Annotated in this window: 23 protein-coding genes; 18 read left to right on the top strand and 5 right to left on the bottom strand. The window is 52.7% G+C overall.

Translation table 11 applies throughout. The features are described from left to right. Nucleotides 1–253 precede the first annotated feature (253 nt). Complete coding sequence (glyA, locus tag D9734_RS11385) at nucleotides 254–1507, top strand: serine hydroxymethyltransferase (protein ID WP_000919159.1); 1254 nt, start codon at nucleotides 254–256, stop codon at nucleotides 1505–1507. Nucleotides 1508–1704: 197 nt separating this feature from the next. On the opposite strand, the gene D9734_RS11380 is transcribed toward glyA, so the two are convergent. After that, a complete protein-coding gene (locus D9734_RS11380) occupies nucleotides 1705–2898 on the bottom strand; it encodes an ROK family protein (protein ID WP_130207534.1) in 1194 nt (397 codons plus the stop codon). Between the two features lie 117 nt (nucleotides 2899–3015). On the opposite strand from D9734_RS11380, the gene D9734_RS11375 reads away from it, so the two are divergent. The 6 genes from D9734_RS11375 to D9734_RS11350 all read left to right on the top strand — a co-directional run bounded on the left by D9734_RS11375 (nucleotide 3016) and on the right by D9734_RS11350 (nucleotide 11945). Beyond that, entirely contained in the window at nucleotides 3016–6297 is a 3282-nt protein-coding gene (locus tag D9734_RS11375; protein WP_130207532.1) for a DUF5107 domain-containing protein, read from the top strand. A 96-nt stretch (nucleotides 6298–6393) separates the two neighbouring features. Next, entirely contained in the window at nucleotides 6394–7377 is a 984-nt protein-coding gene (locus D9734_RS11370; RefSeq protein ID WP_130207530.1) for a substrate-binding domain-containing protein, read from the top strand. A 22-nt stretch (nucleotides 7378–7399) separates the two neighbouring features. Then, entirely contained in the window at nucleotides 7400–8911 is a 1512-nt protein-coding gene (locus tag D9734_RS11365) for a sugar ABC transporter ATP-binding protein (RefSeq protein WP_130207528.1), read from the top strand. Nucleotides 8912–8935: 24 nt separating this feature from the next. Further along, a complete protein-coding gene (locus D9734_RS11360; RefSeq protein ID WP_130207526.1) occupies nucleotides 8936–9934 on the top strand; it encodes an ABC transporter permease in 999 nt (332 codons plus the stop codon). A 32-nt stretch (nucleotides 9935–9966) separates the two neighbouring features. Continuing rightward, nucleotides 9967–11061, top strand: coding sequence for a zinc-binding dehydrogenase (locus tag D9734_RS11355; RefSeq protein ID WP_072134363.1), 1095 nt, complete (start codon nucleotides 9967–9969; stop codon nucleotides 11059–11061). An 11-nt stretch (nucleotides 11062–11072) separates the two neighbouring features. Then, nucleotides 11073–11945, top strand: a complete 873-nt coding sequence (locus tag D9734_RS11350; protein ID WP_130207524.1) for an aldose 1-epimerase — start codon at nucleotides 11073–11075, stop codon at nucleotides 11943–11945. Nucleotides 11946–12104: 159 nt separating this feature from the next. Here the strand turns inward: D9734_RS11350 and D9734_RS11345 are convergent, their stop codons facing one another. Next, entirely contained in the window at nucleotides 12105–12527 is a 423-nt protein-coding gene (locus tag D9734_RS11345) for a DoxX family protein (protein WP_001087245.1), read from the bottom strand. 256 nt (nucleotides 12528–12783) lie between these two features. On the opposite strand from D9734_RS11345, the gene D9734_RS11340 reads away from it, so the two are divergent. Then, the gene (locus D9734_RS11340) at nucleotides 12784–13923 is read left to right on the top strand and encodes a 3-phenylpropionate MFS transporter (protein WP_130207522.1); all 1140 of its coding nucleotides are present in this window, start codon (nucleotides 12784–12786) and stop codon (nucleotides 13921–13923) included. On the opposite strand, the gene csiE is transcribed toward D9734_RS11340, so the two are convergent. The 3 genes from csiE to suhB form a co-directional block, all read right to left on the bottom strand. Next, a complete protein-coding gene (gene csiE, locus D9734_RS11335) occupies nucleotides 13915–15195 on the bottom strand; it encodes a stationary phase inducible protein CsiE (RefSeq protein ID WP_130207520.1) in 1281 nt (426 codons plus the stop codon). The genes D9734_RS11340 and csiE overlap by 9 nt on opposite strands. Before the next feature lie 190 nt (nucleotides 15196–15385). Then, nucleotides 15386–16240 (bottom strand): alpha/beta hydrolase, encoded by an 855-nt coding sequence (locus D9734_RS11330; RefSeq protein WP_130207518.1) that lies wholly within the window; start codon nucleotides 16238–16240, stop codon nucleotides 15386–15388. 145 nt (nucleotides 16241–16385) lie between these two features. Beyond that, nucleotides 16386–17189, bottom strand: a complete 804-nt coding sequence (gene suhB / locus D9734_RS11325) for an inositol-1-monophosphatase (RefSeq protein ID WP_130207516.1) — start codon at nucleotides 17187–17189, stop codon at nucleotides 16386–16388. Nucleotides 17190–17307: 118 nt separating this feature from the next. Here suhB and trmJ point away from each other — a divergent pair, with 118 nt between their 5' ends. From trmJ to pepB, 10 genes are all read left to right on the top strand, one after another. Continuing rightward, entirely contained in the window at nucleotides 17308–18048 is a 741-nt protein-coding gene (trmJ, locus tag D9734_RS11320) for a tRNA (cytosine(32)/uridine(32)-2'-O)-methyltransferase TrmJ (RefSeq protein WP_000940020.1), read from the top strand. Between the two features lie 268 nt (nucleotides 18049–18316). Then, complete coding sequence (gene iscR, locus D9734_RS11315; RefSeq protein WP_001241357.1) at nucleotides 18317–18805, top strand: Fe-S cluster assembly transcriptional regulator IscR; 489 nt, start codon at nucleotides 18317–18319, stop codon at nucleotides 18803–18805. A gap of 111 nt (nucleotides 18806–18916) precedes the next feature. Continuing rightward, nucleotides 18917–20131 carry a cysteine desulfurase gene (iscS, locus tag D9734_RS11310; protein ID WP_001295373.1) on the top strand — a complete coding sequence of 405 codons (1215 nt, stop codon included), beginning with the start codon at nucleotides 18917–18919 and terminating at the stop codon, nucleotides 20129–20131. Between the two features lie 27 nt (nucleotides 20132–20158). Next, entirely contained in the window at nucleotides 20159–20545 is a 387-nt protein-coding gene (iscU, locus tag D9734_RS11305; protein ID WP_000331707.1) for a Fe-S cluster assembly scaffold IscU, read from the top strand. 16 nt (nucleotides 20546–20561) lie between these two features. After that, nucleotides 20562–20885, top strand: a complete 324-nt coding sequence (gene iscA, locus D9734_RS11300) for an iron-sulfur cluster assembly protein IscA (protein ID WP_000028953.1) — start codon at nucleotides 20562–20564, stop codon at nucleotides 20883–20885. A 95-nt stretch (nucleotides 20886–20980) separates the two neighbouring features. After that, the gene (hscB, locus tag D9734_RS11295; RefSeq protein WP_000384413.1) at nucleotides 20981–21496 is read left to right on the top strand and encodes a co-chaperone HscB; all 516 of its coding nucleotides are present in this window, start codon (nucleotides 20981–20983) and stop codon (nucleotides 21494–21496) included. 16 nt (nucleotides 21497–21512) lie between these two features. Continuing rightward, nucleotides 21513–23363, top strand: coding sequence for a Fe-S protein assembly chaperone HscA (hscA, locus tag D9734_RS11290; protein WP_130207514.1), 1851 nt, complete (start codon nucleotides 21513–21515; stop codon nucleotides 23361–23363). Nucleotide 23364: 1 nt separating this feature from the next. Then, nucleotides 23365–23700: an ISC system 2Fe-2S type ferredoxin gene (fdx, locus tag D9734_RS11285; RefSeq protein WP_001124471.1), complete on the top strand. Its 336-nt coding sequence runs from the start codon at nucleotides 23365–23367 to the stop codon at nucleotides 23698–23700. A gap of 11 nt (nucleotides 23701–23711) precedes the next feature. Next, nucleotides 23712–23912, top strand: a complete 201-nt coding sequence (gene iscX / locus D9734_RS11280; protein WP_130207512.1) for a Fe-S cluster assembly protein IscX — start codon at nucleotides 23712–23714, stop codon at nucleotides 23910–23912. A 58-nt stretch (nucleotides 23913–23970) separates the two neighbouring features. Beyond that, entirely contained in the window at nucleotides 23971–25254 is a 1284-nt protein-coding gene (gene pepB / locus D9734_RS11275; RefSeq protein ID WP_130207510.1) for an aminopeptidase PepB, read from the top strand. Nucleotides 25255–25290 lie beyond the last annotated feature (36 nt).

Raw genomic sequence — 25290 nt, 5'->3', positions numbered from 1 at the left:
TTCTTTTGGTGTTTTTCATCAAGAATGTGATGAAGTGAAAAATTTGCATCACAAACCTGAAAAGAAATCCGTTTCCGGTTGCAGGCCCTTTATTCTCCAAAGCCTTGCATAGCTTGAAGGTAATCGTTTGCGTAAATTCCTTTGTCAAGACCTGTTATCGCACAATGATTCGGTTATACTGTTCGCCGTTGTCCATCAGGACCGCCAAAATTAGGCGAAAAAATTTTATTGTTAGCTGAGTCAGGAGATGCGGATGTTAAAGCGTGAAATGAACATTGCCGATTATGATGCCGAACTGTGGCAGGCTATGGAGCAGGAAAAAGTACGTCAGGAAGAGCACATCGAACTGATCGCCTCCGAAAACTACACCAGCCCGCGCGTAATGCAGGCGCAGGGTTCTCAGCTGACCAACAAATATGCTGAAGGTTATCCGGGCAAGCGCTACTACGGCGGTTGCGAGTATGTTGATATCGTTGAACAACTGGCGATCGATCGTGCGAAAGAGCTGTTCGGCGCTGATTACGCTAACGTTCAGCCGCACTCCGGCTCCCAGGCTAACTTTGCGGTCTACACCGCGCTGCTGGAACCAGGTGATACCGTTCTGGGTATGAACCTGGCGCATGGCGGTCACCTGACTCACGGTTCTCCGGTTAACTTCTCCGGTAAACTGTACAACATCGTTCCTTACGGTATCGATGCTACCGGTCATATCGACTACGCCGATCTGGAAAAACAAGCCAAAGAACACAAACCGAAAATGATTATCGGTGGCTTCTCTGCATATTCCGGCGTGGTTGACTGGGCGAAAATGCGTGAAATCGCTGACAGCATCGGTGCTTACCTGTTCGTTGATATGGCGCACGTTGCGGGCCTGGTTGCTGCTGGCGTCTACCCGAACCCGGTTCCTCATGCTCACGTAGTGACTACCACCACTCACAAAACCCTGGCGGGTCCGCGCGGCGGCCTGATCCTGGCGAAAGGCGGTAGCGAAGAACTGTACAAAAAACTGAACTCTGCCGTTTTCCCTGGTGGTCAGGGCGGTCCGCTGATGCACGTTATTGCGGGTAAAGCAGTAGCGCTGAAAGAAGCGATGGAGCCTGAGTTCAAAACTTACCAGCAGCAGGTCGCGAAAAACGCCAAAGCGATGGTAGAAGTGTTCCTGGAGCGCGGCTACAAAGTGGTTTCTGGCGGTACTGATAACCACCTGTTCCTGGTTGATCTGGTTGATAAAAACCTGACCGGTAAAGAAGCAGACGCCGCTCTGGGCCGTGCCAATATCACCGTGAACAAAAACAGCGTACCGAACGATCCGAAGAGCCCGTTTGTAACTTCTGGTATTCGTGTAGGTACTCCGGCGATTACGCGTCGTGGCTTCAAAGAAGCAGAAGCGAAAGAACTGGCTGGCTGGATGTGTGACGTGCTGGACAGCATCAATGATGAAGCGGTTATCGAGCGCATCAAAGGTAAAGTTCTCGACATCTGCGCACGTTACCCGGTTTACGCATAAGAGAAACGGTGATTTGCTGACAACGTGCTCGTTGTTCATGCCGGATGCGGCGTGAACGCCTTATCCGGCCTACAAAAATTTGCAAATTCAATATATTGCAATATCCGTGTAGGCCTGATAAGCGTAGCGCATCAGGCAATCTTACGTTTGTGATCGTCAAGGCTTCCTTCGGGAAGCCTTGTTACGTTATCGCGCCATCAAATCTGTCGTAACTGCGCCTCAACATACAAATAACCTATCCCCAGCACCTGTTGTGCGCGGCTTAATTGCCCAAAGCCAATTTGCGTCGCTTTCACGCTCGGTCCTTCGTCGCGGTCAAACGGGTTAAATCCTGTCTGGCGAATAATGGTATTAAGCCAGTTCTCACCAAAGGCACAGCTGCGGCCATACAACCAAATCTGATTAATATTTAGGATGTTGAGGAAGTTATACAGACTCAAACCAATGGCGTTGGCACTGCGGTCAACCCAGCTGGTGACCCACGGTTCTTCACTCTGCCAGGCAGCGATTAATTGCGCTGTAGTCAGTTTTTCTGGATCAAGTTGAGTATTGCCAGGTTGTGATTTTAGCCATACTCGCGCCTGTTTTTTTAATGCGCTTAACGAGGCGACGGTTTCCAGGCAGCCATAACGTCCACAGTCGCAGGCGACGCCATCCGGATTAACAATGGTGTGACCAATCTGCCCGCTACCATACAAACTACCGCGATAAATTTGCTCGTTAATCACGAACGACGAGCCAATGCCGTAATCAACGTTGATCACGCAGAAATCCCGTCCCTGCGAATTATTTTGCCATTTCTCCGCCAGCGCCAGCATCACGCAGTCATTATCGACCATCACCCGAATGCCCAGCTTCTCTTCCAGCAGATACTTCACCTCAACTGGCGTGGTCCACGGTGCTTGCGGCATGGTTTGCGATACACCAGTTACCGGATCAACCTGACCGTGAATTGCCAGCGCCAGGTTGATGGTGCGGCCCGGCCACAGTTTGCGATGACGATGCCAGCATTTTTCGATTTCGGACAGCAGTGCCTGCGGTGTCGGTGCATCAATCTGAAAATATTCAAATTCGCCTTTCGGACTTAAACAAGCGTTAGCGACCTGGCACTCAATGCTGGTGGGCGTCACGTTCAGGCATAGCGTCCAGTCACCTTCCGGCGCAATCAGCCATGTGCCGCTGCTATGCCCGCGCGTCTGGCTTTCATCGTCGATATTCACCACCCGCTTTTCGTTTTCCAGTTCCTGCAAAATATTACTGACCGCCGGAATTGAAATTTGCGCCAGCCGGGCCAGCGTCGACTTGTTGGCGCGCTTTTGCCGGTACAGCAGTTCCAGAATCACGCATTTGTTATGGTGGCGGATCTGTTGATTGTTAATGCAGGCTCTCATCTTCACTAAACCTTGTTTAGTTAATTGCGTGATTATTCCGCGAAAACATTGCCAGATTGTTCAATACACTGCCACAAATCTTTTAATTCAGTATGTCTTGTTAATATTGAGGGCACCATGACTCCAGTAAAAGTGTGGCAAGAGCGCGTTGAGATCCCGACCTATGAAACCGGGCCGCAGGATATACATCCCATGTTCCTGGAAAATCGCGTTTATCAGGGATCGTCCGGCGCGGTTTATCCCTATGGCGTGACCGATACGCTGAGCGAGCAGAAAACCCTGAAATCCTGGCAGGCGGTGTGGCTGGAAAACGACTACATCAAAGTGATGATCCTGCCGGAACTGGGCGGTCGCGTGCATCGCGCATGGGATAAAGTGAAACAGCGAGATTTTGTCTATCACAATGAAGTCATTAAGCCGGCGCTGGTGGGGCTGCTGGGGCCGTGGATTTCGGGCGGGATTGAGTTTAACTGGCCACAACACCATCGCCCGACCACCTTTATGCCCGTTGATTTCACCATCGAAGCCCATGACGACGGCGCACAGACGGTGTGGGTCGGTGAAACGGAGCCGATGCACGGTTTACAAGTGATGACTGGTTTCACACTGCGCCCTGACCGGGCGGCGCTGGAAATCGCCAGCCGCGTCTATAACGGCAACGCCACGCCGCGTCATTTCTTGTGGTGGGCCAACCCGGCAGTGAAAGGTGGTGAAGGGCATCAGAGCGTTTTCCCGCCGGATGTGACTGCGGTGTTTGATCACGGCAAACGGGCTGTTTCAGCTTTCCCCATCGCCACCGGCACCTACTACAAAGTGGACTACTCCGCCGGAGTGGACATTTCTCGCTATAAAAATGTGCCAGTGCCGACTTCGTATATGGCTGAAAAATCGCAGTACGATTTTGTTGGCGCGTGGTGTCACGATGAAGATGGCGGTTTGCTGCACGTTGCCAACCACCATATTGCGCCAGGTAAAAAACAGTGGAGTTGGGGACACAGTGAATTTGGCCAGGCGTGGGATAAGAGTCTGACCGACAATAACGGTCCGTATATCGAGCTGATGACAGGTATTTTTGCCGATAACCAGCCCGATTTTACCTGGCTTGATGCTTACGAAGAGAAGTGTTTCGAGCAGTATTTCCTGCCTTATCATTCTCTGGGCATGGTGCAAAATGCCTCCCGCGATGCGGTGATAAAACTCCAGCGTAGCGAGCGGGGGATTGAGTGGGGGTTGTATGCCATCTCCCCGTTGAGTGGATATCGTCTGGCGATCCGCGAAATCGGCAAATGCAACGCGTTGCTCGATGATGCCGTGGCCCTGACACCAGCGACCGCCATCCAGGGCGTGTTGCACGGTATCAATCCTGACAGACTGACCATCGAACTTTCCGATGCTGACGGCAATATTGTACTGAGTTATCAGGAACATCAGCCGCAAGAGTTGCCGTTGCCGGACGTTGCCAAAGCGCCACTGGCTGCACAAGACATTGCCAGTACAGATGAAGCCTGGTTTATCGGTCAGCATCTGGAGCAATATCATCACGCCAGTCGTTCACCGTTCGATTACTACCTGCGCGGCGTGGCGCTGGACCCGCTGGATTATCGCTGTAACCTGGCGCTGGCGATGCTGGAATATAACCGCGCAGATTTCCCGCAAGCGGTGGCGTATGCCAGTCAGGCGCTGAAACGCGCACATGCGCTGAACAAAAACCCGCAGTGTGGACAGGCAAGTTTGATTCGCGCCAGTGCTTATGAACGTCAGGGACAATATCAACAGGCCGAAGAGGATTTCTGGCGTGCGGTCTGGAGCGGCAATAGTAAAGCGGGCGGCTATTATGGTCTGGCACGGCTGGCGGCGCGCAATGGTAACTTCGACGCGGGTCTGGATTTTTGCCAACAAAGTCTTCGCGCCTGCCCAACCAATCAGGAAGTGCTTTGCCTGCATAACCTGCTGCTGGTGTTAAGTGGTCGTCAGGACAACGCGCGTTTGCAGCGCGAGAAACTGCTGCGTGATTATCCGCTGAACGCCACTCTGTGGTGGCTGAACTGGTTCGATGGTCGTAGCGAATCAGCCCTCGCGCAGTGGCGCGGTCTGTGTCAGGGACGCGACGTTAACGCCCTGATGACCGCCGGGCAACTGATTAACTGGGGAATGCCCGCCCTGGCGGCAGAGATGCTGAACGTACTGGACTGCAAGCGCACGCTTCCGCTTTACCTGCAAGCCAGCTTGCTGCCGAAAGCCGAACGCGGCGAACTGGTCGCAAAAGCCATTGATGTCTTCCCACAGTTTGTCCGTTTCCCGAATACGCTGGAAGAAGTGGCGGCGCTGGAGAGTATTGAAGAGTGCTGGTTTGCCCGTCATTTACTGGCCTGCTTCTATTACAACAAGCGTAGCTACAACAAAGCCATTACTTTATGGCTGCGTTGCGTAGAGATGTCACCGGAGTTTGCCGACGGCTGGCGCGGGTTAGCGATCCATGCGTGGAATAAGCAACACGATTATGAGCTGGCCGCGCGTTATCTTGATAATGCTTATCAGCTTGCGCCGCAGGATGCACGTCTGCTTTTCGAACGGGATTTGCTGGATAAGTTAAGCGGAGCCACACCGGAGAAACGACTGGTACGTCTGGAAAATAATCTGGAAATTGCTCTGAAACGCGACGACATGACCGCAGAACTGCTCAATTTGTGGCATCTCACAGGTCAGGCCGACAAAGCGGCGGATATTCTCGCCACGCGAAAATTCCACCCGTGGGAAGGCGGGGAAGGGAAGGTCACCAGTCAGTTTATCCTTAACCAAATGTTACGCGCCTGGCAACACCTTGATGCCAGACAACCGCAGCAGGCCAGCGAACTGCTTCATGCCGCGCTGCACTATCCGGAGAATTTAAGCGAAGGCCGTTTACCGGGGCAAACTGACAACGACATCTGGTTCTGGCAGGCGATATGTGCCAAAGCTCAGGGCGATGAAACTGAAGCGACGCGTTGTTTACGTCTGGCGGCGACCGGCGATCGTACCATTAACATCCACAGTTATTACAACGATCAGCCGGTTGATTATCTCTTCTGGCAAGGAATGGCGCTGCGACTGCTGGGCGAACAACAAACCGCACAGCAACTGTTTAGTGAAATGAAACAGTGGGCGCAAGAGATGGCGAAAACCAGTATCGAAGCGGATTTCTTTGCCGTCTCGCAACCTGACTTGCTGTCGCTGTATGGCGATTTACAACAGCAGCATAAAGAAAAATGCCTGATGGTGGCGATGCTGGCGGCCGCGGGACTAGGGGAGATTGCGCAATACGAATCTGCTCGCGCTGAATTGACTGCGATTAATCCAGCCTGGCCGAAAGCGGCATTATTCACCACCGTGATGCCTTTTATTTTTAACCGCGTTCACTAAACCCTATTAACTGTAATATTTGAGCGGCACGCGCTGCCGCTCACGCTCAAATAATTAAAATAAGCCGTTGTAAATAAAAACCCTACAGGAGGCACTATGCCTAAAAGAATGAGAACAACCCGTAATCTATTATTAATGGCTACGCTATTAGGTAGCACGCTATTTGCCAACGCTGCGGATAAAGAAATGACCATTGGCGCAATATACCTTGATACTCAGGGATATTACGCTGGAGTGCGCCAGGGCGTTCAGGATGCGGCAAAAGATTCTTCAGTACAGGTACAGTTAATTGAAACTAACGCCCAGGGCGATATTTCGAAAGAAAGTACTTTTGTAGATACCCTCGTGGCGCGTAATGTCGATGCCATTATTTTATCGGCAGTGTCTGAAAATGGTAGTAGCCGTACCGTTCGTCGCGCCAGTGAATCGGGTATTCCGGTGATTTGCTACAACACCTGTATTAATCAAAAGGGTGTCGATAAATATGTCTCGGCATATCTGGTTGGTGACCCGCTGGAATTTGGTAAAAAACTGGGTAACGCTGCCGCCGATTATTTTATTGCCAACAAAATTGACCAGCCGAAAATTGCCGTCATCAATTGCGAAGCCTTTGAAGTTTGTGTGCAACGACGTAAAGGGTTTGAAGAAGTATTAAAAGCCCGCGTTCCCGGCGCGCAAATTGTCGCTAATCAGGAAGGGACTGTTTTAGATAAAGCGATTTCTGTCGGTGAAAAACTGATTATCTCCACGCCAGATCTCAACGCCATTATGGGGGAATCGGGCGGAGCGACACTCGGTGCGGTAAAAGCAGTACGCAATCAAAATCAGGCCGGAAAAATTGCCGTTTTCGGTTCGGACATGACCACTGAAATTGCTCAGGAGCTGGAAAACAACCAGGTGCTGAAAGCGGTAGTGGATATTTCCGGTAAGAAAATGGGCAATGCTGTTTTCGCGCAAACATTGAAGGTTATCAATAAACAAGCCGACGGTGAAAAAGTGATTCAGGTGCCAATCGATCTCTATACCAAAACTGAAGACGGTAAACAGTGGCTGGCAACGCACGTTGATGGTCTGCCCTAATAGCTGATTCGCAGAGGTCCCTATGTTCACGGCAACAGAGGCAGTCCCGGCAGCAAAAGTGGTGGCAGGAAATAAGCGTTACCCCGGCGTCGTTGCGCTGGATAACGTTAACTTCACGCTCAATAAAGGCGAAGTTCGCGCGCTGTTAGGCAAAAACGGTGCGGGAAAATCGACCCTCATTCGAATGCTTACCGGTAGCGAACGTCCGGATAGCGGTGATATCTGGATTGGCGAGACGCGACTGGAAGGCGACGAAGCTACGCTGACTCGCCGTGCCGCTGAACTGGGGGTACGCGCGGTTTATCAGGAATTAAGTCTGGTGGAAGGGCTGACGGTGGCAGAAAACCTCTGCCTTGGTCAATGGCCTCGCCGCAACGGCATGATTGACTACCCGCAAATGGCGCAGGATGCCCAACGTTGCTTACAGGCGCTGGGCGTTGACGTTAGTCCTGAACAACTTGTTTCAACGCTAAGCCCGGCGCAAAAGCAACTGGTGGAAATTGCGCGGGTGATGAAGGGCGAGCCGCGCGTGGTCATCCTTGATGAACCCACCAGCTCGCTTGCCAGTGCGGAAGTTGAACTGGTGATCAGCGCCGTGAAAAAAATGTCGGCACTGGGCGTGGCGGTGATTTACGTCAGCCACAGGATGGAGGAAATCCGCCGTATCGCCTCTTGTGCCACCGTCATGCGCGACGGGCAGGTGGCGGGCGATGTGATGCTCGAAAACACCTCAACTCGCCATATTGTGTCGTTGATGCTCGGACGCGATCACGTTGATATTGCACCGGTTGCAGCTCAGGAGATTGCGGACCAGACCGTACTGGAAGTTCGCGCGTTACGCCACAGACCCAAACTTACAGAGATCAGTTTTTCCCTGCGTCGTGGCGAAGTGCTCGGCATTGCTGGCCTGCTGGGGGCAGGGCGCAGTGAGTTGCTGAAAGCGATAGTTGGGCTGGAAGCGTATGAACAGGGCGAAATTGTTATCAACGGCAAGAAAATCACGCGCCCTGATTACGGCGACATGCTGAAACGCGGCATTGGCTATACGCCAGAAAACCGCAAAGAAGCGGGGATCATTCCCTGGCTGGGCGTTGACGAAAATACAGTGCTGACCAATCGGCAAAAAATCAGCGCCAACGGCGTACTGCAATGGTCCACCATCCGCCGCCTGACCGAAGAGGTGATGCAGCGGATGACAGTTAAGGCTGCCAGTAGCGAAACACCCATCGGCACGCTTTCTGGCGGTAATCAGCAAAAAGTGGTGATCGGTCGTTGGGTCTATGCCGCCAGCCAGATTTTGTTGCTCGACGAGCCAACGCGCGGCGTCGATATCGAAGCCAAACAGCAGATTTACCGTATCGTCCGCGAGCTGGCTGCCGAAGGGAAAAGCGTGGTGTTTATCTCCAGTGAAGTGGAGGAGTTACCGCTGGTGTGCGACCGCATTCTGTTGTTACAGCACGGTACGTTCTCGCAGGAGTTTCACTCTCCAGTCAATGTGGATGAGCTGATGTCCGCCATTCTGTCTGTGCACTGATGAATTTTACCGAGGAACCTGAAGATGTCTGCTTCGTCATTACCATTGCCGCAGGGCAAGAGCGTCTCGCTCAAACAATTTGTCAGTCGCCATATTAATGAGATCGGTTTGCTGGTGGTGATTGCCATTTTGTATCTGGTCTTCTCTCTGAACGCGCCTGGCTTTATCTCATTGAATAACCAAATGAACGTGCTGCGCGATGCCGCTACCATTGGGATCGCCGCCTGGGCGATGACGCTGATTATTATCTCCGGGGAAATTGATGTCAGTGTTGGGCCGATGGTGGCTTTTGTTTCAGTGTGCCTGGCGTTTTTGCTGCAATTTGAAGTTCCGCTGGCGATTGCTTGTCTGCTGGTGTTGCTGTTAGGTGCGCTGATGGGAACGCTCGCCGGGGTGCTGCGCGGCGTGTTTAACGTGCCAAGTTTTGTTGCCACGCTGGGTTTATGGAGCGCCCTGCGCGGAATGGGGCTGTTTATGACGAACGCCTTGCCAGTGCCAATTAACGAAAACGAAGTGCTGGACTGGCTGGGCGGACAATTTCTCGGTGTGCCGGTATCCGCGCTGATCATGATGGTGTTGTTTGCGCTGTTTGTGTTCATCAGCCGCAAAACCGCTTTCGGGCGCTCGGTTTTTGCCGTTGGCGGTAATGCCACTGCGGCGCAGTTGTGCGGCATCAACGTTCGTCGGGTGCGCATTCTTATCTTTACCCTTTCGGGATTATTAGCGGCGGTGACCGGCATTTTGTTGGCGGCGCGTCTTGGTTCTGGTAACGCAGGTGCCGCAAACGGTCTGGAGTTTGACGTCATCGCCGCGGTCGTGGTCGGCGGTACGGCACTTTCCGGCGGTCGCGGTTCCCTGTTCGGTACATTGCTTGGTGTGCTGGTGATTACGCTAATCGGTAACGGTCTGGTATTGCTCGGGATTAACTCTTTTTTCCAGCAGGTGGTACGCGGCGTCATCATCGTGGTGGCAGTCCTGGCGAATATCTTGCTGACCCAGCGAAGCAATAAAGCGAAACGCTAAACCTTAACGCCCCTGGCGCGGGTGCGGCAGGGATGAAAATTAATCGTATTGTTAATGAGGGATTTATGAAAACGATGCTGGCAGCTTATTTACCAGGAAATTCGACCGTCGATCTGCGGGAAGTTGCGGTGCCGACGCCGGGGATTAACCAGGTGCTGATCAAAATGAAATCCTCCGGGATTTGCGGAAGCGATGTCCACTATATCTACCATCAACACCGCGCCACGGCGGCGGCGCCCGATAAACCGTTATACCAGGGCTTTATCAACGGTCATGAGCCGTGCGGGCAAATTGTGGCGATGGGGCAAGGCTGTCGCCATTTTAAAGAGGGTGATCGCGTGCTGGTGTATCACATTTCTGGCTGTGGTTTTTGCCCGAACTGCCGCCGCGGCTTTCCTATCTCTTGTACTGGCAAAGGAAAAGCGGCTTACGGCTGGCAGCGTGACGGCGGTCATGCCGAATATCTGTTGGCGGAAGAAAAAGATCTGATCCTCCTGCCGGATGCACTGAGTTACGAAGATGGTGCGTTTATCAGTTGCGGCGTTGGCACGGCCTATGAAGGGATTTTGCGCGGCGAAGTCTCCGGCAGCGATAACGTGCTGTTGGTCGGTCTGGGACCGGTCGGCATGATGGCGATGATGCTGGCGAAAGGTCGCGGTGCAAAACGGATCATCGGCGTTGATATGTTGCCGGAACGTCTGGCGATGGCGAAACAGTTAGGGGTGATGGATCACGGTTATTTAGCGACGACCGAAGGTCTGCCGCAGATAATCGCTGAACTCACTCACGGCGGCGCGGATGTTGCGCTCGATTGTTCCGGTAATGCTGCGGGGCGCTTGCTGGCATTGCAATCCACCGCCGACTGGGGGCGCGTGGTTTACATTGGTGAAACCGGAAAAGTGGAGTTCGAAGTCAGCGCCGATCTGATGCACCATCAACGGCGGATTATTGGCTCCTGGGTAACCAGTCTGTTCCATATGGAAAAATGCGCTCACGATCTGACCGACTGGAAACTATGGCCACGTAACGCCATTACCCACCGCTTCTCTCTGGAACAGGCGGGAGATGCCTACGCACTGATGGCGAGCGGCAAGTGCGGGAAAGTTGTGATTAACTTCCCGGATTAAGGAGTTAGCGGATGACCATCTATACCTTATCTCACGGGCCGCTAAAGCTGGACGTTTCTGACCAGGGCGGCGTAATCGAAGGCTTCTGGCGCGATACGACGCCGCTGCTACGTTCTGGTAAAAAAAGCGGTGTGGCAACCGATGCCTCTTGTTTTCCGCTAGTGCCATTTGCAAACCGGGTGAGTGGTAACCGTTTTGTCTGGCAGGAGCGAGAGTATCAATTGCAACCGAATGTTGAGTGGGATGCGCACTATCTACACGGCGATGGCTGGTTGGGGCAGTGGCAATGTGTCTCGCGCAGCGATGATAGCTTATGTCTGGCGTATGAACATCACTGTGGCGTTTATCATTATCGTGTACGCCAGGCATTTCATTTAACGGCGGATTCACTGACGGTCACGCTCTCTGTCACCAATGAAGGCACTGAGACGCTGCCATTTGGTACTGGCTGGCATCCTTATTTTCCGTTGTCGTCGAAAACGCGGATTCAGGCGCAGGCGAATGGTTACTGGCTGGAGCGGGAGCAGTGGTTGGCGGGCGAGTTTTGCGAGCAGTTACCGCCAGAACTGGATTTCAACCAGCTCGCGCCGTTGCCGCACCAGTGGGTGAACAACGGTTTTGCCGGATGGAATGGTCAGGCCCGCATCGAGCAGCCGCAGGAGGGTTACGCCGTCATCATGGAAACGACGCCGCCTGCGCCGTGCTATTTCATCTTTGTCTCCGATCCCGCGTTTGATAAAGGGTATGCGTTTGATTTCTTCTGTCTGGAGCCGATGAGTCATGCGCCGGATGACCATCATCGCCCGGAAGGTGGTGACCTCATTGCGCTTGCGCCGGGTGAATCAACAACCTCAGAGATGTCGTTGCGGGTAGAGTGGCTGTAATTTATAAAATGCCGGATGCACAGGCCTACAGGGTAATTTCGATTTTGTAGCACTCGGCGCACCATGCCTGATGCGACGCTTGCCGCGTCTTATCAGGCCTACAATTGGTGTTGGAGCGGTCGGCCGGATAAGGCGTTCACGCCGCATCCGGCATCTTTCCTAACGCCGATCGAGAGAAATTGCCCCCGGCCCGGTAATTGCCAGCAGCAGGAATGCGCCAGCAATGCTGATATTCTTCCAGAAATTAATCATATTTGGCCCAACCGCATCGCCAGTCATATCCCAGTAATGATGACCAATCACCGCAGTTCCCAGCGTGTAGAAAATAAACAGCACCGCCAGCGGACGGGTGAAAAAGCCAAGTATGATTAATATCGCGGCGGGTACTTCCATAATCACCGCAATAACTGCCGCCAGCATCGGCATCGGTGCGCCCAGCGAGGCCATATATTGTACCGTTCCGTCAAAGCCCATCATTTTGGGAAAACCAAAAATAATGAAAATTAAGATGACGGCGATACGGGCAATTAATAACAAAACGGGGCGGGCAGCACCAAAATCAAAATAACGTAGTGAGTTCATAACCAATCCCTTTGCAAGATAATGTGATTTAAACGTAATACACACTCTTGCACCTCGCCACGCCCCAGCGGATGAGAAATTTGGTAATTATCCAGGTCAATATCCAGCACATTTTCTTTAGGTGATATTTTGTTAGCGGTATTAACGATATTTTTTCCAGCTCTGTGTACTGGAAGCAGACTCGAATTTTCTTATTTTTCAACTTGCACCAACATTCGATTAACTCCAGACTAACGCCTCCTGACGGGAGGGACTCATGGTTTTGCAATCCACGCGCTGGTTGGCGCTCGGTTATTTCACATACTTTTTTAGCTACGGTATTTTTCTACCTTTCTGGAGCGTCTGGCTTAAGGGGATTGGCTTAACGCCAGAAACCATCGGCCTGTTGTTGGGGGCCGGACTGGTTGCTCGTTTTCTCGGTAGTTTGATAATTGCGCCTCGCGTCAGCGATCCTTCTCGCCTGATTTCTGCGCTGCGTGTGCTGGCGTTGCTGGCGTTGCTCTTTGCCATCGCCTTCTGGGCGGGTGCGCATGTGGCGTGGTTGATGGTGGTGATGGTTGGTTTTAACCTCTTTTTCTCACCGCTGGTACCGTTGACCGATGCACTGGCGAATACCTGGCAAAAGCAGTTCCCGCTTGATTATGGCAAAGTGCGACTTTGGGGCTCGGTGGCGTTTGTCATTGGCTCGGCGCTAACGGGGAAACTGGTCAGCGTATTCGATTATCGGGTTATTCTGGCATTGCTGACGTTGGGCGTGGCATCCATGCTGCTCGGCTTTCTTATCCGTCCGACGATTCAGCCACAAGGGGCCAGCCGTCAACAGGAGAGCACGGGGTGGCCAGCGTGGTTGGCGCTGGTCCGCCAGAACTGGCGTTTTCTGGCCTGCGTTTGTTTATTGCAGGGGGCGCATGCGGCCTATTACGGTTTTAGCGCCATTTACTGGCAGGCAGCTGGCTACTCGGCCTCGGCGGTGGGCTATTTGTGGTCGCTGGGCGTGGTGGCGGAAGTCATTATCTTTGCGCTGAGTAATAAGCTTTTCCGCCGTTGTAGCGCCCGTGATATGTTGCTGATCTCGGCGGTATGCGGGGTAGTACGTTGGGGCATTATGGGGGCAACCACTGAGTTGCCGTGGTTGATTATGGTGCAAGTTCTGCATTGTGGCACCTTTACCGTGTGCCATCTGGCCGCTATGCGCTACATTGCCGCTCGTCAGGGAAGTGAGGTTATCCGCTTGCAGGCAGTTTATTCTGCCGTCGCGATGGGCGGCAGTATCGCCATCATGACCGTCTTCGCCGGTTTTTTGTATCAATATCTGGGGAATGGCGTGTTCTGGGTGATGGCATTGGTGGCGTTTCCGGCAATGTTTTTGCGCCCGAAAGTCGTTCCCTCATGCTGATTCAAGTATTTTGCGGATCTGTTCCTGTTGATGTGCCGTCAGGGTCAGATCCGTATAAATCAGCGGTGGTGAAAAAAGCGGTAGCGGCATGGTATAAGGCGCAATAATAAGTGCGGCATTGCGCGGCGCGCCAATCTGCAAAAATGTCTTCACAGACATGTGTTTAATATTGAGCGGCAGTATCGTTAGCTCACGCAATTGCAGCTCAATATTCGCTTCTCGTTCGCTGTCATTGCCCGTCAGCAAAATAATCTGCTTTTCGTGAATTTCATTTGCCTGCATCAGCCATGCACCGAAAATCACTGCCACCAGACAACTTTCTTCATCGGAAAGACTGACATTGTACTCATTTTCAAACCCGACCAGCGCTTCGCGGGTGGTGTGCACGAGCCGTGGATAAAGTCGACGGAACTCTTCCGGTAAAGTGTTATCAATGCCGATAGAAAACAAACAGCGGTTTAACGCCTGGGCCAGGTGAGTATAAAGCTGATAGCACAACCCCTGTTCATCATAGAAACGGACGTTACTCAACTGCCGAAAATGCTGTACCAGACGGTTAATTGACTGGCGCAACTGTTTGCCATGCTGATGGGTGTCTCGCAGTGGATCGGGAACCCGCAACATGGAAAAAAGTAATGCCATAAATAGCGGTTCAGCTGGGGGAACAGGTTGACGCGCCCGCCGTTGCCAGTGGCGGCCAATTTCCTGTGCAACCTGAAATTCAATGCAAGATTCCAACCAGTGGCGTTGCAGCGGGTTAAATAAGGGCGAGATTCCGGCATGGTGTTGCAATAAGCAATATTGCAGATACAAACACAGGAAATGAACATCACGCGCGTCAAAGCGTTTTTGCAGCCTTCGCGAGCAGAGATTAACTAACGCCAGTAGATTGGTGTCGTCATAAAAATTACGAGCAATCCCCCGACGCTTTAGCTCCCCCTTTAACGCGGGCGTAAAATGGCTGCTGATAAATGACGGACAAAGGCGAAAAGCGCGTCGTAGCCAATGAAATAAACATAAGCGTTGATTAAGTATTGTACCTTCAATCCGGTAGCTCCCGTCATATCCAGTTGTAATGGTGAGTTGATGATAGCGCTGGATCTCCCGTCCTGTTTCGCTGATATCGCGACCCACCATTTCATCATCCACACCATTAATCTCGCTGAAAGTTGCCGTGGTGGCGCTCAACCCCGGCTGGAACAGCGTCAGCAATACCTGGCAACGGCGCTGGGGAGCTGAAAGTACAGATGGTGGGGCAAGTGTAGGTATCATCTGTAGATCTCCCATAAGCATAATTTATAAGAATAGCTAAAGTTTGCTTAGGGATACGGTGAATGGAATGCTATTAATCAGAAATGATGACAAACATCACAGAATTTTTATCGATATAAACACTTTCTGGCAGTTTAATGCCATCCCTTAAGGTGATTTCTTGCTGTTTTATCTGGTTTCGACCATAAGGTTAATTCTGTGGATTCAATGCGCTAAGGATAAAGTCCACCATTTGCTCGCGATAAACGTCTCCGTGACGATCGGAAAAGGCATCAAGATGTTCGCCATCGGGGATCAAAATCAGGCGTTTTGGCTCTTTCGCCAGGGCAAATAATTTCTCGCTATGCTGCCATGGAATAACATGATCAGCTTTGCCGTGAATCAGTAAAAGCGGGATCGGGCTGACGTTGGCGATGTAATTTTCGCCACTGTAACTCTCATCAAGTAAGTAGCCACTGCCGGGTATCATCTGGTTAGCGATGGTCGAATAAGAGGCAAATGTGGAGTCGAGGATCACCGCACGTATGCCCTCGCGATCTCCTAACCCAATAACGTCAAGAATATTCGCCCCGCCAATACTCTGCCCGAACAGCACCAGCCGCTTGGGGTTTACATCGCTACGATGGCGCACCACGTTGATGGCACTTTGCGTATCGTCCAGTAATCCGGCTTGTGATGGAGTGCCTTTAGATTTACCAAACCCGCGATAATCAAACATAAAAACATTGAAATTATGTTCTGGTAACCAACTGACCAGCGGCCAGTGGGCGGACATATTCCCGGCATTGCCATGAGCATGAATTACGGTAGCAATAGCGTTTTCGGCGGGACCAGTGGAAGAGGGGATAAACCAGCCTTGTAGCCGTGTGCCATCTTTAGCAGTAAATTCAACAGATTCAGCAGACCATGGATCAGGACCGTAAATTTTGTCGTCGGGATAATAAAAGAAGTTGATGGCGATGCGCGGCACTAAATAAACGCAGAAAGCAGAAATAAAAAGAATAAACAGAATCTTGAGAACGCGTTTGTTCGCTGGCAGAACCATGACCTTTCCTTACGACTTGCTTTGTAATCCATTAATCGGGAAAGGATGGTGGGAGAGTGGCGCAGGAAAGTAAAGCGGTGCGAAAGTATTTCGGAATAGCGCCTGAAAGGCAAGGGCGGGTGAGGAACGTCACCCGCCAGAGAAATTAACGCTTCAGTGCGTCGCTTAACTCGTCACGCATGTTCGCCAGCATGGCTTTAACAACGCGCGGGTTACCGGCAACGATGTTACCGGTCAGCATGTAGTTATGGCCACCGATGAAGTCGCTGACGATACCGCCCGCTTCACGAACCAGCAGCTCGCCTGCCGCGAAGTCCCACGGACGCAGACCGATTTCAAAGAAACCGTCAACGCGACCCGAAGCGACGTAAGCCAGATCCAGCGCCGCGGAACCGGTACGACGGAAGTCTGCACATTCGTTGAACAGTTTGCCAACGATGTTGATGTAGGTGGTGGCGTACTGTTTTGCTTTGAACGGGAAGCCGGTCGCCAGAATAGTACCGTCGAGATCGCGAGCGGTGCTGCCGCGCAGACGGTAGCCGTTCAGCTGTGCGCCCTGACCGCGAGTCGCGGTGAACAGTTCGTTACGCATAGGATCGTAAACCACAGCAACTTCGGTGCGGCCTTTGATACGAACAGCGATAGATACCGCGAAGTGCGGCAGACGTTTGATAAAGTTGGTAGTGCCATCCAGTGGATCGATAACCCATTGAACATCCTGATCAGTACCTTCAAGTTCACCACTTTCTTCGGTGATGATGGTGTGCTGTGGGTAAGATTTACGAATCGTGTCGATAATCACCGCTTCGGCAGCTTTATCTACGTTGGTCACGAAATCGTTACTGCCTTTCTGGCTCGCCTCTACAGCGTCCGGGGTTTCATAGTTTTTGGCAATTAAATTACCCGCCTTGCGCGCTGCGCGCACGGCGATGTTCAGCATCGGATGCATCGGTTTCTCTCACTGGATGTTAAAGAACGGGAAAACGGCGCAGAGTATAGCAGCGAGATCGGCATCTGTCTTCGTTTTATGTTAAGATGCGCGAATAATCTTTAGACGAAGAAAGACAATGCTGCAAAATATTCGAATTGTGCTGGTGGAGACGTCACACACCGGCAATATGGGTTCTGTTGCCCGTGCCATGAAAACAATGGGATTAACCAATCTGTGGCTGGTTAATCCACTGGTGAAACCCGACTCCCAGGCGATTGCCCTGGCGGCAGGCGCCAGCGATGTGATTGGTAATGCTCACATCGTCGATACGCTCGACGAAGCGTTAGCCGGTTGTAGCCTGGTGGTTGGCACCAGTGCACGTTCGCGCACGTTGCCGTGGCCGATGCTCGACCCGCGCGAATGCGGTCTGAAAAGCGTCGCTGAAGCGGCAAATACCCCGGTGGCGCTGGTTTTTGGTCGCGAACGTGTCGGCCTGACCAATGAAGAGTTGCAGAAGTGCCATTATCATGTCGCGATTGCCGCTAACCCGGAATACAGCTCGCTGAACCTGGCGATGGCGGTTCAGGTTATTGCCTATGAAGTGCGTATGGCCTGGCTGGCAACTCAGGAAAACGGCGAGCAGGTTGAGCATGAAGAGACGCCGTATCCGTTGGTCGATGATCTGGAGCGTTTTTATGGTCATCTCGAACAAACGTTGCTGGCAACCGGTTTTATCCGTGAAAACCATCCGGGTCAGGTGATGAATAAACTGCGTCGTCTGTTTACCCGTGCGCGCCCGGAAAGCCAGGAATTGAATATCCTGCGCGGGATTCTGGCTTCTATTGAACAGCAGAATAAAGGTAATAAGACCGAATAACAGTGATTGCCTGATGCGACGCTTAACGCGTCTTATCAGGCCTGGAAGTGCACGCAATCCCAGGTCGGATAAGGCGTTCACGACGCATCCGACAACAGGTACAAACGGCACGATAAAAAATGGCACTGAAGGTTAAATACCTGACTAAATCAGTCAAGTAAATAGTTGACCAAATTACTCGGGAATGTCAGACTTGACCCTGCTATGCAATACCCCCACTTTTACAATAAAAACCCCGGGCAGGGGCGAGTTTGAGGTGAAGTAAGACATGAGACTGACATCTAAAGGGCGCTATGCCGTGACCGCAATGCTTGACGTTGCGCTCAACTCCGAAGCAGGCCCGGTACCGTTGGCTGATATTTCCGAACGACAGGGAATTTCCCTTTCTTATCTGGAACAACTTTTTTCCCGTCTGCGTAAAAATGGTCTGGTTTCCAGCGTACGCGGACCAGGCGGTGGTTATCTGTTAGGCAAAGATGCCAGCAGCATCGCCGTTGGCGAAGTGATTAGCGCCGTTGACGAATCTGTAGATGCCACCCGTTGTCAGGGTAAAGGCGGCTGCCAGGGCGGGGATAAATGCCTGACCCACGCGCTGTGGCGTGATTTGAGCGACCGTCTCACCGGTTTTCTCAACAACATTACTTTAGGCGAACTGGTTAATAACCAGGAAGTGTTGGATGTGTCTGGTCGTCAGCATACTCACGACGCGCCACGCACCCGCACACAAGACGCGATCGACGTTAAGTTACGCGCTTAATAAAAAGAATTCAGAATCAGGCCGGGGCGTATCGCGCTCCGTAAACACGGTCGTACATCCAGCCGGTAGCCTGATTCCTTGCATTGAGTGATGTACGGAGTTTATAGAGCAATGAAATTACCGATTTATCTCGACTACTCCGCAACCACGCCGGTGGACCCGCGTGTTGCCGAGAAAATGATGCAGTTTATGACGATGGACGGAACCTTTGGTAACCCGGCCTCCCGTTCTCACCGTTTCGGCTGGCAGGCTGAAGAAGCGGTAGATATCGCCCGCAATCAGATTGCCGATCTGGTCGGCGCTGATCCGCGTGAAATCGTCTTTACCTCTGGTGCAACCGAATCTGACAACCTGGCGATCAAAGGTGCAGCCAACTTTTATCAGAAAAAAGGCAAGCACATCATCACCAGCAAAACCGAACACAAAGCGGTACTGGATACTTGCCGTCAGCTGGAGCGCGAAGGTTTCGAAGTCACCTATCTGGCACCGCAGCGTAACGGCATTATCGATCTGAAAGAACTCGAAGCGGCGATGCGTGACGACACCATCCTCGTTTCTATCATGCACGTGAATAACGAAATCGGCGTGGTGCAGGATATCGCGGCTATCGGCGAAATGTGCCGTGCTCGTGGCATTATCTATCACGTTGATGCAACCCAGAGCGTGGGAAAACTGCCTATCGATCTGAGCCAGTTGAAAGTTGACCTGATGTCTTTCTCCGGCCACAAAATATACGGTCCGAAAGGTATCGGTGCGCTGTATGTGCGTCGTAAACCGCGCGTACGCATCGAAGCGCAAATGCACGGTGGCGGTCACGAACGCGGTATGCGTTCCGGCACTCTGCCTGTTCACCAGATCGTCGGTATGGGCGAAGCCTATCGCATCGCAAAAGAAGAGATGGCGACCGAGATGGAACGTCTGCGCGGCCTGCGTAACCGTCTGTGGAACGGCATCAAAGATATCGAAGAAGTTTACCTGAACGGTGACCTGGAACACGGTGCGCCGAACATTCTCAACGTCAGCTTCAACTACGTTGAAGGTGAGTCGCTGATTATGGCGCTGAAAGACCTCGCTGTTTCTTCAGGTTCCGCCTGTACGTCAGCAAGCCTCGAACCGTCCTACGTGCTGCGCGCGCTGGGGCTGAACGACGAGCTGGCACATAGCTCTATCCGTTTCTCTTTAGGTCGTTTTACTACTGAAGAAGAGATCGACTACACCATCGAGTTAGTTCGTAAATCTATCGGTCGTCTGCGTGACCTTTCTCCGCTGTGGGAAATGTACAAGCAGGGCGTGGATCTGAACAGCATCGAATGGGCTCATCATTAATCGGTATCGGAATCAGGAGAATTTATAATGGCTTACAGCGAAAAAGTTATCGACCATTACGAGAATCCGCGTAACGTGGGTTCCTTTGACAACAACGACGAGAACGTCGGCAGCGGCATGGTGGGTGCACCGGCCTGTGGCGACGTGATGAAGTTGCAGATTAAAGTCAACGATGAAGGTATCATTGAAGACGCGCGTTTTAAAACTTACGGCTGCGGCTCCGCTATCGCTTCCAGCTCCCTGGTCACCGAATGGGTGAAAGGGAAGTCTCTCGACGAAGCACAGGCGATCAAAAACACCGATATTGCTGAAGAACTTGAACTGCCGCCAGTGAAAATTCACTGTTCTATTCTGGCAGAAGACGCGATCAAAGCCGCCATTGCGGACTATAAAAGCAAACGTGAAGCAAAATAAGAGTTGAGGTTTGGTTATGTCGATTACACTGAGCGACAGTGCAGCAGCGCGAGTAAATACCTTTCTGGCTAACCGCGGCAAAGGGTTTGGCCTGCGTCTGGGCGTGAGAACCTCCGGATGTTCAGGTATGGCTTATGTACTGGAATTTGTTGACGAACCGACGCCGGAAGACATCGTGTTTGAAGACAAAGGCGTGAAAGTCGTGGTCGATGGCAAAAGCCTGCAATTTCTGGACGGTACGCAGCTGGACTTCGTAAAAGAAGGTCTGAACGAAGGGTTTAAATTCACCAACCCGAACGTTAAAGATGAGTGTGGTTGCGGCGAAAGCTTCCACGTTTGATGCGCATACCGATAACCCCACCGTGGTCGCCTGCGCGTGGGGTTTGTTTTACCTGATTCGCCGTTATCGCGGCGGATCGCAGCCCTGAGAATGTTATGGATTACTTCACCCTCTTTGGCTTGCCTGCCCGTTATCAACTCGATACTCAGGCGCTGAGCCTGCGTTTTCAGGATCTACAACGTCAGTATCATCCTGATAAATTCGCCAGCGGAAGCCAGGCGGAACAACTCGCCGCCGTACAGCAATCTGCAACCATTAACCAGGCCTGGCAAACGCTGCGTCATCCGTTAATGCGTGCGGAATATTTGCTTTCTTTGCACGGTTTTGATCTCGCCAGCGAGCAGCATACTGTGCGTGACACCGCGTTCCTGATGGAACAGCTGGAGCTGCGCGAAGAACTGGACGAGATCGAACAGGCAAAAGATGAAGCGCGGCTGGAAAGCTTTATCAAACGTGTGAAAAAGATGTTTGATACCCGCCATCAGTTGATGGTTGAACAGTTAGACAACGAGACGTGGGACGCGGCGGCGGATACCGTGCGTAAGCTGCGTTTTCTCGATAAACTGCGAAGCAGTGCCGAACAACTCGAAGAAAAACTGCTCGATTTTTAATTTCTGGAAGCTAAACATGGCCTTATTACAAATTAGTGAACCTGGTTTGAGTGCTGCGCCGCATCAGCGTCGTCTGGCGGCCGGTATTGACCTGGGCACAACCAACTCGCTGGTGGCAACAGTGCGCAGCGGTCAGGCCGAAACGTTAGCCGACCATGAAGGCCGTCACCTGCTGCCGTCTGTTGTTCACTATCAACAGCAAGGGCATTCGGTGGGTTATGACGCGCGTACTAACGCTGCGCTTGACACCGCCAACACCATTAGTTCTGTTAAACGCCTGATGGGGCGCTCGCTGGCTGATATCCAGCAACGCTATCCGCATCTGCCTTATCAATTCCAGGCCAGCGAAAACGGGTTGCCGATGATTGAAACGGCGGCGGGGCTGCTGAACCCGGTGCGCGTTTCTGCGGACATCCTCAAAGCACTGGCGGCGCGGGCAACTGAAGCCCTGGCAGGCGACCTGGATGGTGTAGTTATCACCGTTCCGGCGTACTTTGACGATGCCCAGCGTCAGGGCACCAAAGATGCCGCGCGTCTGGCGGGCCTTCACGTCTTGCGCTTACTTAACGAACCGACCGCCGCGGCTATCGCTTACGGGCTGGATTCCGGTCAGGAAGGCGTGATCGCCGTTTATGACCTCGGCGGCGGGACGTTTGATATTTCCATTCTGCGCTTAAGTCGCGGCGTGTTCGAAGTGCTGGCGACCGGCGGTGATTCCGCGCTCGGCGGCGATGATTTCGACCATCTGCTGGCGGATTACATTCGCGAGCAGGCGGGCATTCCTGACCGTAGTGATAATCGCGTTCAGCGTGAACTGCTGGATGCCGCCATTGCGGCCAAAATCGCGCTGAGCGATGCGGACTCTGTGACCGTGAATGTTGCGGGCTGGCAGGGCGAAATCAGCCGTGAACAATTCAACGAACTGATCGCGCCACTGGTTAAACGGACGTTACTGGCCTGTCGTCGCGCGCTGAAAGACGCGGGCGTTGAGGCTGATGAAGTTCTGGAAGTGGTGATGGTTGGCGGTTCTACCCGCGTGCCACTGGTGCGTGAACGGGTAGGTGAATTTTTCGGTCGTCCGCCGCTGACTTCCATCGATCCGGATAAAGTCGTCGCCATTGGTGCAGCAATTCAGGCGGATATTCTGGTGGGTAACAAGCCGGACAGCGAAATGCTGCTGCTTGATGTGATCCCGTTGTCGCTGGGCCTCGAAACGATGGGCGGCCTGGTGGAGAAAGTGATCCCGCGTAATACCACGATTCCGGTGGCCCGCGCCCAGGATTTCACCACCTTTAAAGATGGTCAGACGGCAATGTCTATCCATGTAATGCAGGGTGAGCGTGAACTGGTGCAGGACTGCCGCTCGCTGGCGCGTTTTGCGCTGCGTGGTATTCCGGCGTTACCGGCTGGCGGCGCGCATATTCGCGTAACGTTCCAGGTCGATGCCGACGGTCTTTTGAGCGTGACGGCGATGGAGAAATCCACCGGCGTTGAGGCGTCTATTCAGGTCAAACCTTCTTACGGTCTGACCGATAGCGAAATCGCTTCGATGATCAAAGACTCAATGAGCTATGCCGAGCAGGACGTAAAAGCCCGAATGCTGGCAGAACAAAAAGTAGAAGCGGCGCGTGTGCTGGAAAGTCTGCACGGCGCGCTGGCTGCTGATGCCGCGCTGTTAAGCGCCGCAGAGCGTCAGGTCATTGATGCTGCCGCCGCTCACCTGAGTGAAGTGGCGCAGGGCGATGACGTTGACGCCATCGAACAAGCGATTAAAAACGTAGACAAACAAACCCAGGATTTCGCCGCTCGCCGCATGGACCAGTCGGTTCGTCGTGCGCTGAAAGGCCATTCCGTGGACGAGGTTTAATATGCCAAAGATTGTTATTTTGCCTCATCAGGATCTCTGCCCTGATGGCGCTGTTCTGGAAGCGAATAGCGGTGAAACCATTCTCGACGTTGCGCTGCGTAACGGTATCGAGATTGAACACGCCTGTGAAAAATCCTGTGCTTGCACCACCTGCCACTGCATCGTTCGTGAAGGTTTTGACTCGCTGCCGGAAAGCTCAGAGCAGGAAGACGACATGCTGGACAAAGCCTGGGGGCTGGAGCCGGAAAGCCGTTTAAGCTGCCAGGCGCGCGTTACCGACGAAGATTTAGTGGTCGAAATCCCGCGTTACACTATCAACCATGCGCGTGAGCATTAACAGAGGTTAGTATGGGACTTAAGTGGACCGATAGCCGCGAAATTGGCGAAGCACTGTACGATGCGTATCCCGATCTTGATCCGAAAACGGTTCGATTCACCGATATGCATCAGTGGATTTGCGATCTGGAAGATTTCGACGATGAGCCGCAGGCATCCAACGAGAAAATCCTCGAAGCGATTTTGTTGGTCTGGCTGGACGAAGCCGAATGAATAAACGGGCTGCCTGGGGGTAGCCCGTTTTGCTGTTAAACGAATAAGGATAACTAAAATGACAGAAGCGATGAAGATTACCCTCTCTCCCCAACCTGCCGACGCGCGCTGGGGAGAAAAAGCGACTTACAGCATTAATAATGATGGCATTACCCTGCATTTGAATGGGGCTGACGATCTGGGGCTGATCCAGCGTGCGGCGCGCAAGATTGACGGTCTGGGCATCAAGCATGTTCAGTTAAGCGGTGAAGGTTGGGATGCGGATCGCTGCTGGGCATTCTGGCAAGGTTACAAAGCCCCGAAAGGGACGCGTAAAGTGGAGTGGCCGGATCTGGACGATGCCCAGCGTCAGGAACTGGATAACCGCCTGATGATCATCGACTGGGTGCGTGACACCATCAATGCACCTGCTGAAGAATTAGGGCCATCGCAACTGGCACAGCGTGCTGTTGATCTGATCAGCAACGTCGCAGGCGATCGTGTGACTTACCGGATCACCAAAGGCGAAGATTTGCGTGAGCAAGGTTATATGGGGCTGCACACCGTCGGACGCGGTTCAGAACGTTCTCCGGTATTGCTGGCGCTGGATTACAACCCAACTGGCGATAAAGAAGCGCCGGTGTACGCATGCCTGGTTGGTAAAGGCATCACCTTTGATTCCGGCGGCTACAGCATCAAACAGACCGCGTTTATGGACTCAATGAAGTCGGACATGGGCGGCGCGGCAACGGTTACCGGGGCGCTGGCATTTGCCATTACGCGCGGACTGAACAAGCGCGTGAAGCTGTTCCTCTGCTGTGCGGATAACCTGATCAGCGGCAACGCGTTCAAACTGGGTGATATCATCACCTATCGCAACGGTAAAAAAGTCGAAGTGATGAACACTGATGCCGAAGGGCGTCTGGTGCTGGCCGATGGCCTGATTGATGCCAGTGCGCAGAAACCGGAACTGATCATTGATGCGGCGACCCTCACCGGGGCGGCGAAAACCGCGCTGGGTAATGATTATCACGCGCTGTTCAGTTTTGACGATGCGCTTGCTGGTCGCTTGCTGGCGAGTGCCGCGCAGGAGAACGAACCGTTCTGGCGTCTGCCGTTGGCGGAGTTCCACCGCAGCCAGCTGCCGTCTAACTTTGCCGAACTGAACAACACGGGCAGTGCTGCTTATCCGGCAGGTGCAAGTACGGCGGCGGGCTTCCTGTCGCACTTTGTTGAGAACTATCAGCAAGGCTGGCTGCATATTGACTGTTCGGCGACTTACCGTAAAGCGCCGGTTGAACAGTGGTCTGCGGGGGCGACCGGGCTGGGTGTGCGCACGATTGCCAATCTGTTAACGGCGTAAACGTCTTATTTGGCCTACAAAATTGCGAAAATTCAA

Origin of the sequence: Escherichia sp. E14S1 (assembly GCF_004211995.1) — a bacterium.
GTDB lineage: Bacteria > Pseudomonadota > Gammaproteobacteria > Enterobacterales > Enterobacteriaceae > Escherichia.
The sequence above is the reverse complement of the archived record's forward strand: the minus strand, read 5'-3'. Positions and strand labels throughout refer to the sequence as shown.

Coding starts and splice junctions, on each gene's coding strand:
- trmJ (WP_000940020.1), top strand. CDS start 17,308: ATGCTGCAAAATATTCGAATTGTGCTGGTGGAGACGTCACACACCGGC.
- iscU (WP_000331707.1), top strand. CDS start 20,159: ATGGCTTACAGCGAAAAAGTTATCGACCATTACGAGAATCCGCGTAAC.
- hscB (WP_000384413.1), top strand. CDS start 20,981: ATGGATTACTTCACCCTCTTTGGCTTGCCTGCCCGTTATCAACTCGAT.
- D9734_RS11355 (WP_072134363.1), top strand. CDS start 9,967: ATGAAAATTAATCGTATTGTTAATGAGGGATTTATGAAAACGATGCTG.
- iscR (WP_001241357.1), top strand. CDS start 18,317: ATGAGACTGACATCTAAAGGGCGCTATGCCGTGACCGCAATGCTTGAC.
- suhB (WP_130207516.1), bottom strand. CDS start 17,189: ATGCATCCGATGCTGAACATCGCCGTGCGCGCAGCGCGCAAGGCGGGT.
- pepB (WP_130207510.1), top strand. CDS start 23,971: ATGACAGAAGCGATGAAGATTACCCTCTCTCCCCAACCTGCCGACGCG.
- hscA (WP_130207514.1), top strand. CDS start 21,513: ATGGCCTTATTACAAATTAGTGAACCTGGTTTGAGTGCTGCGCCGCAT.
- D9734_RS11340 (WP_130207522.1), top strand. CDS start 12,784: ATGGTTTTGCAATCCACGCGCTGGTTGGCGCTCGGTTATTTCACATAC.
- D9734_RS11360 (WP_130207526.1), top strand. CDS start 8,936: ATGTCTGCTTCGTCATTACCATTGCCGCAGGGCAAGAGCGTCTCGCTC.
- csiE (WP_130207520.1), bottom strand. CDS start 15,195: ATGATACCTACACTTGCCCCACCATCTGTACTTTCAGCTCCCCAGCGC.
- iscS (WP_001295373.1), top strand. CDS start 18,917: ATGAAATTACCGATTTATCTCGACTACTCCGCAACCACGCCGGTGGAC.
- D9734_RS11330 (WP_130207518.1), bottom strand. CDS start 16,240: ATGGTTCTGCCAGCGAACAAACGCGTTCTCAAGATTCTGTTTATTCTT.
- iscA (WP_000028953.1), top strand. CDS start 20,562: ATGTCGATTACACTGAGCGACAGTGCAGCAGCGCGAGTAAATACCTTT.
- iscX (WP_130207512.1), top strand. CDS start 23,712: ATGGGACTTAAGTGGACCGATAGCCGCGAAATTGGCGAAGCACTGTAC.
- D9734_RS11380 (WP_130207534.1), bottom strand. CDS start 2,898: ATGAGAGCCTGCATTAACAATCAACAGATCCGCCACCATAACAAATGC.
- D9734_RS11365 (WP_130207528.1), top strand. CDS start 7,400: ATGTTCACGGCAACAGAGGCAGTCCCGGCAGCAAAAGTGGTGGCAGGA.
- glyA (WP_000919159.1), top strand. CDS start 254: ATGTTAAAGCGTGAAATGAACATTGCCGATTATGATGCCGAACTGTGG.
- fdx (WP_001124471.1), top strand. CDS start 23,365: ATGCCAAAGATTGTTATTTTGCCTCATCAGGATCTCTGCCCTGATGGC.
- D9734_RS11375 (WP_130207532.1), top strand. CDS start 3,016: ATGACTCCAGTAAAAGTGTGGCAAGAGCGCGTTGAGATCCCGACCTAT.
- D9734_RS11370 (WP_130207530.1), top strand. CDS start 6,394: ATGCCTAAAAGAATGAGAACAACCCGTAATCTATTATTAATGGCTACG.
- D9734_RS11350 (WP_130207524.1), top strand. CDS start 11,073: ATGACCATCTATACCTTATCTCACGGGCCGCTAAAGCTGGACGTTTCT.
- D9734_RS11345 (WP_001087245.1), bottom strand. CDS start 12,527: ATGAACTCACTACGTTATTTTGATTTTGGTGCTGCCCGCCCCGTTTTG.